General features: G+C 31.8%; 13 protein-coding genes and 1 pseudogene. 12 read left to right on the forward strand and 2 right to left on the reverse strand.

Annotated elements, in window-relative coordinates; genetic code table 11:
- Window positions 1-90 precede the first annotated feature (90 nt).
- The 4 genes from JN168_RS00865 to ggt all read left to right on the forward strand — a co-directional run bounded on the left by JN168_RS00865 (window position 91) and on the right by ggt (window position 6,509).
- Complete coding sequence (locus tag JN168_RS00865) at window positions 91-1,392, forward strand: ABC transporter permease (protein ID WP_232139038.1); 1,302 nt, start codon at window positions 91-93, stop codon at window positions 1,390-1,392.
- A 4-nt stretch (window positions 1,393-1,396) separates the two neighbouring features.
- Complete coding sequence (locus JN168_RS00870; protein WP_042739603.1) at window positions 1,397-2,560, forward strand: ABC transporter permease; 1,164 nt, start codon at window positions 1,397-1,399, stop codon at window positions 2,558-2,560.
- Between the two features lie 16 nt (window positions 2,561-2,576).
- Window positions 2,577-4,358, forward strand: a complete 1,782-nt coding sequence (locus JN168_RS00875) for an ABC transporter substrate-binding protein (RefSeq protein ID WP_229366645.1) — start codon at window positions 2,577-2,579, stop codon at window positions 4,356-4,358.
- Window positions 4,359-4,505: 147 nt separating this feature from the next.
- The gene (gene ggt / locus JN168_RS00880; RefSeq protein ID WP_042739605.1) at window positions 4,506-6,509 is read left to right on the forward strand and encodes a gamma-glutamyltransferase; all 2,004 of its coding nucleotides are present in this window, start codon (window positions 4,506-4,508) and stop codon (window positions 6,507-6,509) included.
- A gap of 415 nt (window positions 6,510-6,924) precedes the next feature.
- Here ggt and JN168_RS00885 read toward each other — a convergent pair whose 3' ends face one another.
- Window positions 6,925-7,806, reverse strand: coding sequence for a LysR substrate-binding domain-containing protein (locus JN168_RS00885; protein ID WP_279526075.1), 882 nt, complete (start codon window positions 7,804-7,806; stop codon window positions 6,925-6,927).
- 93 nt (window positions 7,807-7,899) lie between these two features.
- On the opposite strand from JN168_RS00885, the gene JN168_RS00890 reads away from it, so the two are divergent.
- The 8 genes and pseudogenes from JN168_RS00890 to JN168_RS00925 all read left to right on the forward strand — a co-directional run.
- The gene (locus tag JN168_RS00890; RefSeq protein ID WP_107512383.1) at window positions 7,900-8,469 is read left to right on the forward strand and encodes a LysE family translocator; all 570 of its coding nucleotides are present in this window, start codon (window positions 7,900-7,902) and stop codon (window positions 8,467-8,469) included.
- Between the two features lie 242 nt (window positions 8,470-8,711).
- Window positions 8,712-10,013, forward strand: a complete 1,302-nt coding sequence (locus tag JN168_RS00895) for an LLM class flavin-dependent oxidoreductase (protein WP_042739608.1) — start codon at window positions 8,712-8,714, stop codon at window positions 10,011-10,013.
- A gap of 14 nt (window positions 10,014-10,027) precedes the next feature.
- Complete coding sequence (locus JN168_RS00900; RefSeq protein ID WP_042739609.1) at window positions 10,028-10,594, forward strand: GNAT family N-acetyltransferase; 567 nt, start codon at window positions 10,028-10,030, stop codon at window positions 10,592-10,594.
- Window positions 10,575-11,255 (forward strand): amino acid ABC transporter permease, encoded by a 681-nt coding sequence (locus JN168_RS00905; protein ID WP_042739610.1) that lies wholly within the window; start codon window positions 10,575-10,577, stop codon window positions 11,253-11,255. Before JN168_RS00900 ends, JN168_RS00905 begins: the two co-directional genes overlap by 20 nt.
- 10 nt (window positions 11,256-11,265) lie before the next feature.
- On the forward strand, window positions 11,266-12,006 hold the full coding sequence (locus tag JN168_RS00910) for an amino acid ABC transporter ATP-binding protein (protein WP_042739611.1): 741 nt from the start codon (window positions 11,266-11,268) through the stop codon (window positions 12,004-12,006).
- Window positions 12,007-12,077: 71 nt separating this feature from the next.
- Window positions 12,078-13,364: an MmgE/PrpD family protein gene (locus JN168_RS00915; protein ID WP_279526263.1), complete on the forward strand. Its 1,287-nt coding sequence runs from the start codon at window positions 12,078-12,080 to the stop codon at window positions 13,362-13,364.
- A 1-nt stretch (window position 13,365) separates the two neighbouring features.
- A complete protein-coding gene (locus tag JN168_RS00920) occupies window positions 13,366-14,127 on the forward strand; it encodes a transporter substrate-binding domain-containing protein (RefSeq protein WP_042739613.1) in 762 nt (253 codons plus the stop codon).
- Between the two features lie 284 nt (window positions 14,128-14,411).
- Window positions 14,412-14,528: pseudogene (locus JN168_RS00925) on the forward strand (KxYKxGKxW signal peptide domain-containing protein); the annotation flags it as partial.
- Window positions 14,529-14,746: 218 nt separating this feature from the next.
- Here JN168_RS00925 and JN168_RS00930 read toward each other — a convergent pair.
- Window positions 14,747-15,409: a hypothetical protein gene (locus tag JN168_RS00930; RefSeq protein WP_279526076.1), complete on the reverse strand. Its 663-nt coding sequence runs from the start codon at window positions 15,407-15,409 to the stop codon at window positions 14,747-14,749.
- Window positions 15,410-15,678 lie beyond the last annotated feature (269 nt).

The raw sequence follows: 15,678 nt of genomic DNA on the forward strand, positions 1-15,678 counted from the left end.
AATCTATACTTTATATATCATACTAATCTACTCGAGTATAACTTACAAGGAGGGATATTTATCTATCGATATAGTCAGGCATTCAACTCATTGTATAATCAACTGTTTTATCGTATTTTATTTTCAATATTGAGCTTACCCATTTTTATATATGCTATTATAAAATATTTGATTTCTGGTAATAACAGTGAAGACTTACAACAGAATTTGGCGGTTGAAAAAATTGCCCACGCATTGCAACAAAAGTATTTATATCTAAAAGAACACAAGACAAAGCAACAACTATTTAAAGAAGCTCAGCATATTTATAATAGAAGGAATCGTTACGATGATGAACAGGTAACGAATGACTTTACTTCATTTTATAAACAACTACTGTTTAATAATCATCTCATATTTAAAGTTATTTTAGCATTCCCACTTTTTATTGTTCTCAGCTTTTATTTGAATCCTATGGTTAGATATATATTTGAGAGAATAATTATGGCAATTGTGGTTATCATAGGAGTCATAACGGTCGTATTTACAATTTTGTATTTATCACCTATGGACGCTGCATATAGCATATTAGGACCGGATGCGACTAAAGATCAAATTAAACAATTTAACGAGGCACATAATTTAAATAGTCCATATTTACTTCAATTATGGGATGCGATTAAAGGTGTGTTTACTTTTGACCTAGGAACTACTTATAAAGGTAATGAAGTAGTTACGCATGCAGTAGCACAAAGAATTCCAATTACATTATTGTTAACATTAATTGCCTTACTAATTGCAATAATGATTGCTATACCAATAGGTGTGGTGAGCGCACTAAAACGTAATAGCTGGATTGATGTTATCTTAATGACAATTGCATTAATTGGTTTATCTATTCCGAATTTTTGGCAGGGTTTATTATTTATATTAGCTTTCTCGTTAAAACTTAATATACTACCACCATCGTATATGCCAGATAACCCTTTTTCATTAATCTTACCAACACTAGTTATTGGTACGGCGATAGCTGCTTCCATTACCAGAATGACGCGTTCCTCTGTGTTAGAAGTTATGAGAAACGATTATGTTATGACAGCCTATGCCAAAGGTTTATCGACAAACCAAGTCGTAGTCAGACATATTTTGAAAAATGCACTTATACCCATTATTACATTGATCGGTTTGCTTGTTGCTGAATTACTTGGTGGATCAGCTGTTACTGAACAGGTTTTTAATATTAATGGTATAGGTAGATATATCGTTCAAAAACAACTGGTACCAGATATTCCTGCTGTTATGGGTGGCGTGGTTTATATTTCAATAGTTATCTCACTAGTAAACCTTATTATTGATATTTTCTATGCTGTGATTGACCCAAAATTACGTAGTGAAATTAAAGAAAAGGAGTAACTGTATGACTCAACAGAGATATATGATCCCATCATTATTGATTTTTTCAGTATGTGCTATATTGACATACATTTTGGTGATATTTACTGCATGTATCAATTTGTTTAAAGGTTATGTAGTAGATTCATTTTATATAACTCAGTTTATATTAATTTTATTAACGATAGTGGTTGCGTTTTTAGGTTTTGGAGTAGATTTGTGGTATAAACAAAAGGCATTAAGATACATAGGATATAGCATTTTAATTATCTTAACTGCTACTGGTAATTTATTTACTTTGTTAATGTTTATTAGTATTTTACGTTATAAAAAAACTTCGGAATTAGGCATTTATAATGGTTGGGAATCTTTCATAATTAAAATAAAATCAAATAAAATTGCTAGCATAAGTGTAGTAATATTAGTGTTTTTACTTACTATTTCAGTGATGTCGAAATACTTATTTGATACTACTTTGGCGACACAAAATCAATTTGATGACTTATTAAAAAATCCTAGTCTTGTGCATCCATTTGGGACTGATGATTTTGGTAGAGATTTATTTACAAGAATAGTTGTAGGCACAAAATTAACTTTCTTCATTTCTATTATTTCAGTTGTAATTTCAGTCATACTCGGTATGATTTTAGGAATGCTAGCGGGATACTTTGTGAAAATAGACAATCTTGTCATGAGAATATTAGATGTAGTGTTTGCGATTCCATCTTTACTTTTAGCAGTGGCTATTATCGCTTCATTTGGTGCAAGTACAACCAATTTAATCATTGCACTTAGTATAGGTAATATTCCTTCCTTTGCTAGAACAATGAGGGCAAATGTATTAGAAGTGAAACGAATGGAATATGTTGATGCTGCTAGGATTACAGGTGAAACTACACCGCGTATATTATGGAGTTATATATTACCGAATTCATTATCACCAATGATTGTTAGGTTTTCATTGAATATAGGTGTAGTTGTTTTGACGACAAGTAGTTTAAGTTTCTTAGGTCTAGGTGTTTCGCCAGAAGTACCAGAGTGGGGAAATATCTTAAGGACCGGAAGTAACTATCTTGAAACACATAGTAACTTAGCAATATTTCCTGGGTTATGTATTATGTTGCTTGTGCTTGCCTTTAACTTTATTGGCGACGCGGTACGCGATGCACTTGATCCAAAAATTCAATAGAATAGGAGGGCTGAATGTGAAAAAAATCATTGGTATTTCCATGGTTGCTTTAATGATGATATTAAGTGGTTGTAGTATACCTACTAAATCAGAATTAAAGGATTCTAAACAACATGTAAATGTTAAGGGAGAAAAACCTACTATAAAATTTTTAGGTCAGGCTAGTTATGAAAATGATATGAATATAGTTAAAGATCAACTTGAAACAGCTGGATTTAACGTAAAGATGAATATTCAACCTGATTATGGTAGTTATAGAACGCAACGTGAAGCGGGAAACTATGATATTGAAATTGATGATTGGACTACAGTATTTGGTGATCCAAATTACTCAATGAGTTCGTTATTTAGTTCAGAAGGATCAAATAGTTTAATTAAAGATGCTAATGTAGATAAGATGATAAATGATGCTAGCAAAGAGGATAAAAATAAAGCAAAAGAGACATATAAAAAACTAGAGAATGAAGTCATTTTTAAACAAGGATATATGGCACCTTTATATGGTGCTAAGAAAAATCTAGTTTACGATAATAAAGTATTATCTCCAAAAAGCGTAGGTTTACCAAACTCTCGTGCATTAATTTGGCAACAATTTGATTATAATAACAAAAATAATAGAGATACACGACCTCTTGTAATGACACAAGAAGATGGTGAGCTTCAGTCCTTAGACCCAATACGGTCAATTGCACCTTCTGTCTATGGTATAGATATGAATATGTATACTCGACTGCTAACATTAAATGACAATGATCAAATTACAACGGATGGTTCCTTAAGTAAAGATTATGCAGTTGCTAAATCCAATGATGAATTTTATTTCTTGTTAAGAGATGATGATTATTTTGCAAAGGTTGAAAAAGGTATAGCGAAGAAAACAACTGAAAGAGTTACTGCAGACGATGTGAAATTTTCTTTAGATAGGGCAAGAGACAAGCATTCAGTACCAGATAATAACACTTATAATATGCATCAACATATTAAAAATGTTGAAAAATTATCAACTGCAGATATGAATCAATTGAAAAATGTTAATAGTAAAGATGGTAAGTCAATCTATGATAAATTGATTAAAAAACATGGAGTTAAATCGTTGGTTACAAATGGTAATAAAGTAAATAACAAAAAAGGTGACTATCAGATTGTTAAGATATCTACAGATCAACCTATGCCTAAAGAAGTGAACTATCTAACACATTCTTCAGCAGGTATTTTGTCTAAAAAATATGTTACCCAAATAAATAATGATAAAAATTCACCTGATTATGGTGACGCAAGTGCGATTCCATCAAAAGATCATTTGGATAATCAGTTATATGCTAGTGGACCCTATATCATGACTAAGAAGAACAGCTATCAAGCTTCATTAATGCGTAATCCAGGGTTTAATGAAACTGAAAAAAGTGAATACGGACCTGCAAAAATTAAGCATATTACGATGAAGTTTAATGATGACCCTGATAACACGGTATCAGAAGTTAGAAATCACTCTATAGATATGGTTACTGATGTAGATCAAAAAAACTTTGATTTAATTAAATCTGATAAAGATTTAAGTATCGTTAGAAAAAATGGTCGTAAATCAGTATTTTTAATGATAAATAGTAAGAATGGCATATTTAAAGATAATGCCTCATTAAGACGAGCGGTAGTCTATGCGATTAATCAAAATCAATTTATTAAGTTTTATAGAGGGGATAAATTTAGAATTGCTTCACCAGTAACCCCATTACTAGATACAGGGAATAAGCAACATCAAGATTTAAACATAGTAGAGCAAGAAATGAATAAAAAATAGCATTAAGTATGTTATAGGTCGAACTTATAAGCATATTAACATTAGGAGATAATATGGAATAATAATTTTATTTCATTTGATAATTTGAAAATATCTCATGTTAGCTTTGGAGTTCGACCTTTTCTGCTAATATAGGAGGAACTTTAATTGAATGTAAATAATAAAGTGATAGATGAAGGTGTAACAAGTGATGAAGGTTTGATATCAATTTCTCACCCATTAGCTGCAGATGTAGGAAGACAAATTCTGGATAAAGGTGGCAATGCAATAGATGCTGTTATTGCAATGCAACTCTCATTAAATGTCGTAGAACCATTTACTTCTGGAATTGGTGGAGGCGGTTATTTACTTTATTTTGATAATAAAACTAAAAAAGTAAAAGCGTTTGATGCTAGAGAAACTGCACCTCAAAATATTGATCGACATTTCTATTTAGATGACAAGGGTAACCATAAAAGTTTTTTTGATTTAAGTACACATGGAAAAACTGTAGCTATACCAGCAATCCCTAGATTATTTGAACATCTACAGAAAAACTATAGTAATTTAACACTTTCAGAACTAATAAATCCTGCAATAGAACAAGCAGAAAAAGGACATAAGGCGAATTGGGCAACTGAAAAGTATTCCAAACATCAGATTGAGCGTATAAATAAATTCAAGGAAACACATCGTGTTTATACTAATAATGAAGGAGATTATTTTCATAAAGATGATTGGATAACATTTCCTGATATAGCTAAAACATTTCGAATTATTAGAGATCAAGGTTTTGAGGCTTTTTATACCAGTGAAATTGCTGATAAATTAGTAGATATCGTACATGAAAATGGTGGAACGATTACTAAGAAAGATTTATTGGAATATCAAATTCAAATTAAAGAACCAGTCACATCTAACTATCGTGGATATGATATATATGGAATGGGTCCTTCTAGTTCTGGTGGAATTACAGTTATTCAAATATTAAAGTTGTTGGAGCAATTTGATATAAGCGCTATGGGACCACGTTCAACAGATTATTTACATCATTTGATTGAAAGTATGCATATTGCATATAGTGATAGAGCATCATTTTTAGCAGATGAAAGCTTTTACGATATTCCAGTTGAAGCATTAATTGATGAAACATACTTGAAAGAACGCAGTAAACTCATTCACACGAATCATGCTAATTTTGAAATTGGACCGGGTAGTGCAATTCCTTCTGTTGAATCACATACTGATATAGACGAAAAACATACTGAAACTACACATTTTTCAGTTACAGATAAAGATGGAAATATTGCGTCATTTACTACTTCAATAGGAATGATCTATGGTTCAGGTATGACGATACCTGGATACGGTATTCTATTAAACACAACAATAGATGGCTTTGATGTAGTTGAAGGTGGAATTAATGAAATTGAAGCAAATAAACGTTCTTTAAGTAATATGTCTCCTACAATTGTTACTAAAGATGGGCACCCGGTATTAGAAGTCGGTGCACCAGGTGCAATCAGTATAATTGCTAGTGTTGTCCAAACATTAGTTAATGTGATTGACTTTGATATGACAATCCAACAAGCAATTGAAGAGCCGCGTATCTATACAAGTAACCCATCCAGAATAGAATGGGAACGCCAGTTTAAACAAAGTACAATACTTAAATTAATTGCCAAAGGTCATGCTTTTGAATTAACACCTGAAGATTATATTGGTGATGTACATGGGTTGCAATTTGATCTTGAAAAAGGATTAGTTAGAGGTGGAACCGATGATACGCGAGAAGGTGTAGTGATTGGGAAAAATGATAAATACGTTAGTTCACAAGAAACTCCAATAGAGCGATTAGAAGTCTCACCGTTTCAAGTATATTTAAATAAAGTCGAACTACCTTTATTTAAATCCCAGACTAAGATTATTGATAATGAATTTTTCCTTTTAACTGAAATTACTCAATATATATTTAATATTGAAGTAAACAATAAATACTCAAGAATAATAGAAGGACAAGAATTTGTAAATATCGCAGCATTTGCTAAAAGTTTGGAGTATAAAGTTATAAAAAATGAAAAAAATATTTTCTTATATAAGGATTTTGAGCAAAGAATTGATGAAAATGAAGCAGAATATTATCGATATGATAAAGAGAGTATTACACGATAATATTCTAATGGAATGCCGTTAAATCAACGATTGAATGTATAATTATAATAAAAATATTAATTAATTGTAAGGTTATATTACTCAGTGTGTAATAACTATTTACACAAATTTTTAATTTTCTGAAAACTATAATAGAATTACATTATGCTTCAAACAAGAGGAGTGATTATATGTTATCTGGATTATTAAAACCAATCGTTGATTTAGTAGCTGCATTAGGTCTGTAAGGTGTAACAGGTGTGTAAGATAGCTTTCAATAAAACAACGCCAAGTTTTATTGATCATATTGTAATCCCAAAAAATGTCTAGTTTGAACGTTGTCGGTATACAATCTTCAGTAAATTTATGTACTGGTAATACTTCCTACATAAAGCCCATTCTATTTTAATGATAGAGTGGGCTTTTGTATTGCTAGTTAGTATTTTGTAAATAAGTTCATTTCTTGTAGAAACAATTTGATTAGCGGGTTATCCCATCCCATTTTCTTAGTTAATGCAAAGGTATAAAAACTTGGTAATTCGCTATAAACTGGGGAGATTATTTTAAGTTGCTGATTTTGTAATTCTGTGGCAACTGTTCTGTAGGGTAATACACTAAAGCCAATTTTATCTAATAGGAATGTTTTAATTGTATGAATACTCCACAACTCAGTCGTCTTCTTTATTTCAATATTATGTGAATCAATAAATGACTCAAACGCTACTCGATAGGTGCTATCCCTTTCATTTATTACAAAATGATTGTATATAGTATGATGCAATAATTCTGGTAAAGTGTCAGGTGCTTCAGGATGCGCAACGAGAACCAACTGCTCAGTAGATAATTTGCGTGTATGAATATATTTATTACTAATTTTTTCATTTACTACAAACGCAATATCCACTTCACTATTCATTAATAAATTTTGATTATGGCTACAAGAGTTATTAAATATGTCGAGTTCTATTTCTGGATATTTTGCAATGAATGATTTAATCACATCGCTCAGTCCAGTTGTCATAATAGATTCAGGAGCAGCAATTTTTAAAGTTCCTTTATTAACATTTTGATTAGAGATATTTAATATTTCCTCATGTGTTGCTATATAATTATTGATTAAAGGTAATAATTGTATTAAAAAATCAGTAGGGACAAGCTGTTTGTTTTTATGCGTAAATAAATTATTTTGTAATTCTGTTTCTAGCTGTTGGATTTGCTGAGAAATGTTAGACTGCGTGTAATTTAGAGTACGAGCAGTATCGGTGTAACTTCGAGTGGCTAATAAAGTTTTTAAAATCGTTAGTTGTTTAATGTTCATTATTTCACCTATAAATTTTATTTATGACATAATGATAACATTAATTTTACTTATTAATATAGCAGTCATAAAATTTCATTAGAGGTGATGAATATGACTGCATTTTTAATATATGTATTTGTAACATCTATTACACCAGGGCCGAGCAATTTATATATATTAGACTCAGCTAAAGCATATGGTATAAAAGGGGCTAAGCAATTTATTTGGGGAATTTTAACAGGATTTTTATTTTTAGCAGTACTTGCTTTATGCCTATTATTTGTATTTGAAAATATGATAATGAAAATTGAAGTTATCCTACAATATCTAGGATTTATCTATTTAATTTACCTAGCATACAAAACCTATCAATCTAGCAAAGAAAATATGAATAAACATACCTACCAATCATTTAAATCAGGATTCCTTCTACAAGTTTTAAATATGAAGTCGCTATTATTTTTTACTACATTAATAGGAGCATTTATTTTACCGATAGCAAATGATTCCACAATATTATATTTATATATGATCATTACCGTGTTTATAGGCTGGATTTGCTTATTAGCATGGGGCTTTTTAGGAAGCTATTTAAAAAATTATATAGAGCAATTCGACCGTCCCTTTAAAATTGTGATGTCCTTACTACTACTATATTCTGCAATCAGTATTTTTCTATAATAAACATGACTACATCTACTGTACCTTTTATGCAAAGGTGCAGTTTTTTTATGCTTAAAAAATTAACGCTATATAACACCGTTGTAATTAAAAATTATAATAAATTTAGTTGAACAATTTTTAAAATGAATGTAAAAGATATAAATTTATATTGATAAAAATTAAAATTGACAATTAAAATGTGCAGTGATATCTTTAACTCTTAGTAGTCCAATCGGGATTTAATAAAAGTAGGTGTAATAATGGAAAATAGATATATGAAATTGGGATTATTTTTAGCAGGATATGGACATCATGTTGCTAGTTGGAGACATCCACAAGCCTCAGAAACTGGTCCAATGGATTTAGAACATTTAATAAAGGTCGCCAAAACAGCGGAAAAAGGAAAGTTTGACTTACTATTTTTAGCTGATAGTTTATTCGTTTCAGAAACCTCACATCCAAATATTTTGAGTAGATTTGAGCCATTAACTTTATTGAGTGTATTAGCAAGAGAAACGCAACAAATAGGATTAGCTAGCACGGCATCTACTACATATGAAGAGCCATTTCATTTAGCACGTAGCTTCAGCTCTTTAGATCATATTAGTGGTGGTCGAGCAGCATGGAATATTGTGACTTCATCAATTAATAGCACTGCCGAAAATTTTAATGGAACAAAGCATATGGAGCATGAGTTGCGATACGAACGCGCAGAGGAATTTGTTGATGTAACAAATCAGTTATGGCGTTCATGGGAATCAGATACATTTAAACGCAACAAAGAAGATGGTGTATTTATTGATCCTTCCAAGTTACATACCATTAATTATGTCGGAAAGCATTTTAAAGTTAGGGGCCCGCTAAATATTGAACGCTCTCCACAAGTTAGACCACTATTGATTCAGGCAGGTTCTTCAGCAACAGGAACAGAATTAGCAGCCAAAGTTGCTGACGTTGTCTTTACTGCGCAAAGTAATTTAAAAGATTCACAGCAATTTTATGAAAATATTAAAGCCAAAGCGCTTCGTTACGATAAAACAGAAAATCAAATATCAATTATGCCAGGATTGTTTCCAGTAATAGGTGACACAGAATCAGAAGCTCACCAAAATTATCAACAGTTACAGGATCTAATCTTACCAGAAATTGGGTTGAAAATTCTGTCGCCTTATCTAGGTGAAATCGATTTGGCACAATACGATTTATCTACGCCATTTGCTGATATTGACTTTGAAATAGGGAATGGGGTTCAAAGTAGATTCGAAGTAATATTAAAAGAAGCCAAAGCTAATGATTTAACCTTAGAACAAGTGATGAAACAAGTTGCTGGATCAAGAGGACATCACATTGTCATAGGAACAGCAGAGCAAATTGCAGATAAAATGGAAGACTGGTTCGTAAATAAAGCGGCAGATGGGTTTAATATTATGCCACCGTTGTTACCCACACAATTTGAAAAGTTTGTTGAACAAGTTATACCTATTTTACAGGATAGAAATTTAGTTCAAAAAACATATAAAACGGGGACGCTGAGAGAAAAATTTGGACTGAAAAATAATTAAGGAGGCTCAAATTTATGTCGATTATACGTAGAGCAACTACTGAAGATATAAATTCGATTGTTACGTTGATGTATGCTGCGTATAAGCCTATCAGAGATTTAGGTATTCATTTTGAATCAGCACATCCAACGATTGAAAAAGTTAGCAATAATATTAAACAAAATATTTGTTATGTATATGAAGTTGATAACAAATTAATAGGAACAATATCTTTAAGAATGCCCTGGAGTCATAATCCAGGTCCATATAACTTTCCTCATATTTGGTGGCTTGCTACAAGTCCAGATTATAAAGGTCAAGGAATCAGTAAAACTTTGCTCGAATATATAGAAAAACAAGTCATCAAACAAAATTTTCATTCTTCCGCTGTCACTTTAGGAACGGCAAGCAATCATCCATGGCTTGTTGAAATGTATGAACGAAGAGGTTATCAAAAATTTGGTAGCACAAATCTAGGTAAAGGTCACATTACCCAATACTTAATCAAAGTATTAGACGAATCGTTATTTGTAGGTGAAGCAATTTTAAAACAGCAATTTACTGAAATTACATATAAGGAGGATGAATCAATTGGATTTTGATCCGATATATTTTTTAGAAAGCTTTCCTAAAATACTTCCATTTTTACCAATCACATTATATTTAGCATTAATATCATTAGTCATATCAATTGTTGGAGGACTAGTATTAGCACTGATTCTAAAAGCCAATATTCCAGTTATAAAGCAATTGGCTTTATTATATATATCATTCTTCCGGTCGATTCCAAGTTTGGTACAACTCTTTCTAATCTATTATGGCTTGCCACAATTGATACCAGATATGAAAGTTATTGATGCACTAACTGCTGCCATTATAGGCTTAAGCGTTAAAAATTCAGCCTACTTAGCTGAAATATTTAGAGCGGCAATATCCTCTGTAGATAAAGGACAATTTGAGGCAGCACATTCAATAGGCATGAGTAAAGCACGCACATATTTCTCGATTGTTTTACCTCAAGCTACAAAAAATGCGATACCTGCCACAGGAAATATTTTTGTCGGTTTAATTAAAGAAACCTCATTAGTATTCACATTAGGTGTTACAGAAATATTTGCCAAAAGTAAACTCTTAGCTTCAGCTTCATATAAATTCTTAGAAACCTTTTTAGCAGTAGCCATTGTTTACTGGTTAATAACAATAATATTTAGTTATCTGCAAAATCTATTAGAAAAACGTGTGAATAAACCATATGAAAAGTGAGGTGTCACAAATGATTAAAGTAGATCATTTGAGGAAGTCTTTTGGACAAACTGATGTATTGAAAGATATTAATTTTGAATTGAATCAAGGTGAAGTATTAACAATTATTGGCCCTTCTGGTTCTGGTAAATCTACATTATTAAGATGTTTGAATTGGTTAGAACAACCAGATGGCGGCTCAATTTCTATTAATCATATTGATGTACAAGTAGAGCAAGTAAAAAACAAACAAAAACAACAACTCATTAAACAATCAGCAATGGTTTTTCAACATTATAATTTATTTAAAAATAAAACTGTACTTCAAAATGTCACGATTGGTTTAAAGACAAATAAGCATTTAGATAACAACTCAATTCAACAGCGTGCGAATGATTATCTAGAACAAGTAGGATTATCGGAATTTAAACATAAGTATCCAGCAACATTATCAGGAGGACAGCAACAACGTGTTGGAATTGCTAGAGCATTAGCCCTTGATACACCACTGTTATTATTTGATGAACCCACATCAGCACTCGATCCTGAATTAGTAACAGGCGTATTAAACGTCATCAAATCTGTAGCTAAATTAAATAAAACATTAATTATAGTTACACATGAAATGTCCTTTGCAGAGGATATCGCAGACAAAGTTATATTTATGGAAGACGGATTTATTGTAGAAAGTGGTAGCCCTGAACAAATTTTTAATAATCCAAGACAGGAGAGAACTGCCGAATTTATTAATAAAGAATATACCGTTAAATAGAATTGAGGTGAGCGTATATCGTAAATGATACGTATCGTTTTATCCAGAGTATCATTGGGTCTGTAGATAAAATAGGTGAAACAGAATATTATGCCGCCCAAAAAGGATTGATAGACTGTATTGCTACAGCATATGCCACGAAAAATAATGAGGCAATTAATCAGTTAATACAATTGCTAAGCAAAGAACAAGGCGATGGACAAAGTCCTATCATGGCCTATGAGCAAATGTTAAAACCAAGAGACGCTGCCTTAGTCAATGGCTATTTATTACATTATTTAGATTACGACGATGTACATTCTGATGTTAGAGGACATGCAACATCAGTTATTATTCCGACACTTATAGCAGTTTCAAATCAAAATAATCAGAGTTATAGACACTTTCTTGACAGTTATATTATAGGTGTTGAAGTGACTGCACGTATTGGGCGCACGATTGGAAAGAAGCATTATGAAAGTGGTTGGCATAGTTCATCGACAATTGGGATAATCGGTGCAACCGTTGCAAGTGCTCATTATCTGAATTTAGATATTGAAACGATTGCTAATGCAATTGGTATTGCTATCTCAGAAATGAGTGGGCTACGTGCTCAATTTGGCACTGATGTTAAACCTTTACATATTGGGTTGGCAGCACAAAAAGCATATATGGCAGTAAAATATAGTGAATCAAAAATAATAACTGGTCACAAAGATATGTTACCGGCTTTGTTCGAAACCTATAGTGAATTATTTTATATGCCTGACAATATAATGAGAACTGATACAGAACCTTGGGCAATTGTTAATCCAGGATTATGGTTTAAAAAATACCCATGTTGTTCAGCCAATTATCATGCTATTGATGCTGTTATGGCACTACAAAGTAAATTCAATATTGAAATAGATAATATAGAACAAATTAACGTTACATTTCCTAGTCAAGGTGATGCAGCATTGAAATACACCAGACCGATTAACGGACTAGAAGGCCGATTTAGCGTCGAATATGTTATTGCTACATTGCTTATTAATAATCGACTTACAATGGAAGATTTTTTTGAAAATAATATAGACTCAAACATTCAAAAACTAATGACTAAAGTACATCGAAATTATAATGATGAAATTATCCCAAAAACAAATGCATTGCCAAAAGGTAGATATACAATTGTAGAAATTAGAACTAAATCAGGTGAGACTTTACGAGAACGCGTGGATGCACCTAAAGGTAGCCCGAATAATCCATTATCAACAGAAGAATTAGTAGGAAAATTATCAACATTTTCGACAAAACATGCACGTAACATACAAAACTTATTCAACGTAACTGATACAGATGAATTAATCACATATATTGTGACAGGAGGATATTAATATGAAAAAACTTATAGTACTCACGTTGGTGGGACTATTTATATTAGCAGGTTGTTCTTCAGATAACAAAAAAGGGACAATCGTAGTTGGAACAACTGGACAAAGTTACCCGAATTCTTATGAAAAAGATGGAAAGCTAGTAGGCTATGATATAGAAGTTTTCGAAAAAGCAGCTAAAAAAGAAGGCTATAAAGTAAAATGGGTGAAAGCAGACTTTTCAGGAATTATGGGGCAGTTAGATTCAGGTCGAGTCGATTCCGTAGCTAACGCAGTTGCTGTAACAGATGAACGAAAAGAAAAATATCAATTTTCTAATCCTTATTCATATATTGGAAGCCAAATTGTCACTTCTCTCAATAATAAAGAAATTAACGATTTTTCAGATTTAAAAGGTAAAAAGGTAGCAGGTGTCATGGGATCTAATCACACAGAAGCACTTGAAGCGTTTAATAAGAAAAATAATTACGGAATATCAACAAAAACATACGAAAATCGTGAGAGTGCCATGTTGGATCTAGATAATCAACGTATCGATGGCTACATCAATTCAAGCTCAGTATTATCAGCTGAAAAGAATAAAAAAGATAAAAAAATAAAATTTGTAGGTAAGCCAATTAATGTAGAAGCAACAAGTTTCCCATTTAAAAAAGATAATAAGGACAAAAAGAAAGATATAGATAAAGGAATTAAAGCATTAAAAGATAATGGAGAATTAAAAAAACTGTCTAACAAATATTTCGGGGAAGACACAACAAAAAAATAATATACATTGAGACACACTTTTTATTAATAAGTGTGTCTTTTTTTGAGTTTAAAATTACAATATTGTGTCATATATTTCACTAGTGTATGTTTTTTATAACATTAACCTAAATAAATATAAATTTATACAATCTTAATGTATTTCATAGTTGAAAAAAATAATTCAATAGTGCATAATCTTTTTATAGTTAATACATCTTGAGTACTATCATAGAGCTTTTTTAAACAGTTAGAGAAATTTAAAAAGTTAGAGTTTTTGGGAGAAAAAATGAAAAGAGGAAGATCATGTCAAAGAGAGAAAGAGAGTTTAAGCGGAGTTTTAATGAAGAAAAAGCGCGTGTAAAACTTTACAAATCAGGTAAAAATTGGGTTAAAGCCGGCATAAAAGAGATTAAACTACTAGGGATACTTGGATTACCAATTTTTAGCAAGAGCACTGAAAAAGCGCAAGAAGAAACAAAACGCACATTTGGGGACTCAGTAAAAAGAAATACATTAAAAACCACAGGCATATTAGGTGGAGCATTTGCAGCTAACATGTTACATAATCAACAAGCATTAGCTGCTTCAGAATTACCAGTCACTTCAGAACTATCATCACAAAGTGAAACAGTAGGTAATCAAACATCAACAGCAATTAGCAAATCAGAAACAAGTGAAAGCGAAGCATCAACGTCAGAAACATCTGAAAGCGAAGCATCTACATCAGAAAAAGTAGATAGCGAAAGTGAAACATCAACATCAGAAGAATCAGATAGCGAAAGCGAAACATCAACATCAGAAGAATCAGATAGTAAGAGCGAGACATCAACATCAGACAAATCAGATAGTGATAGTGAGACATCAACATCAGAAAAGTCAGATAGTAAGAGCGAGACATCAACATCAGACAAATCAGAGAGTGAAAACGAGACATCAACATCAGAAAAGTCAGATAGTAAAAGTGAAACATCAACATCAGACAAATCAGATAGTGATAGCGAAACATCAACATCAGAAAAGTCAGATAGTGATAGCGAAACATCAACATCTGATAAAGATGGAAGTACAAGTTCAGAGAAATCAACAACAAGCGATGACAGTAAGACAAGCAATCTAAGTACATCAGAAGATTTAGGATCAAATGCGATTACTTTATCAACATCAACATCCGAATCGACAAGCACAGCACCAACACAACTAAGAACATTAAGTAGATTAGCTACTACAAGTGTATCTACATTTGCTGCAGCAGCTGCAACAACATCACAAACACAAACGTATACAGGTGCGGGAACAGACACAAGATATAACATACCTATTTATTACAAATTGGTTGTAACAAGTGATGGTCAAAACATGACATTCACTTATACAGTATCTTACGATAATCCGAATACATCAACTGTTGAAACACCGCCTACTGCTATGAGTAATAGTTATTCAATAAAAAATACTACTACAAGTAATTCACCAATGTTCACATTAGGTAATGGTTACGGCACGCCGACAACTTCTTACAACTATGTTGCAGATAAATATGGTAAGACTGTAACAGCAGTGCCGAATGGAA

The sequence above is a fragment of the Staphylococcus gallinarum genome (genome assembly GCF_029774255.1).
Classification (GTDB): Bacteria; Bacillota; Bacilli; order Staphylococcales; family Staphylococcaceae; genus Staphylococcus; species Staphylococcus gallinarum.

Bases quoted from the DNA above. Each gene is read 5' to 3' on its own strand.
- JN168_RS00890 (WP_107512383.1), top strand. From the start codon at position 7,900: ATGACTGCATTTTTAATATATGTATTTGTAACATCTATTACACCAGGG.
- JN168_RS00920 (WP_042739613.1), top strand. From the start codon at position 13,366: ATGAAAAAACTTATAGTACTCACGTTGGTGGGACTATTTATATTAGCA.
- JN168_RS00870 (WP_042739603.1), top strand. From the start codon at position 1,397: ATGACTCAACAGAGATATATGATCCCATCATTATTGATTTTTTCAGTA.
- JN168_RS00885 (WP_279526075.1), bottom strand. From the start codon at position 7,806: ATGAACATTAAACAACTAACGATTTTAAAAACTTTATTAGCCACTCGA.
- JN168_RS00905 (WP_042739610.1), top strand. From the start codon at position 10,575: ATGAATCAATTGGATTTTGATCCGATATATTTTTTAGAAAGCTTTCCT.
- JN168_RS00910 (WP_042739611.1), top strand. From the start codon at position 11,266: ATGATTAAAGTAGATCATTTGAGGAAGTCTTTTGGACAAACTGATGTA.
- JN168_RS00895 (WP_042739608.1), top strand. From the start codon at position 8,712: ATGGAAAATAGATATATGAAATTGGGATTATTTTTAGCAGGATATGGA.
- JN168_RS00900 (WP_042739609.1), top strand. From the start codon at position 10,028: ATGTCGATTATACGTAGAGCAACTACTGAAGATATAAATTCGATTGTT.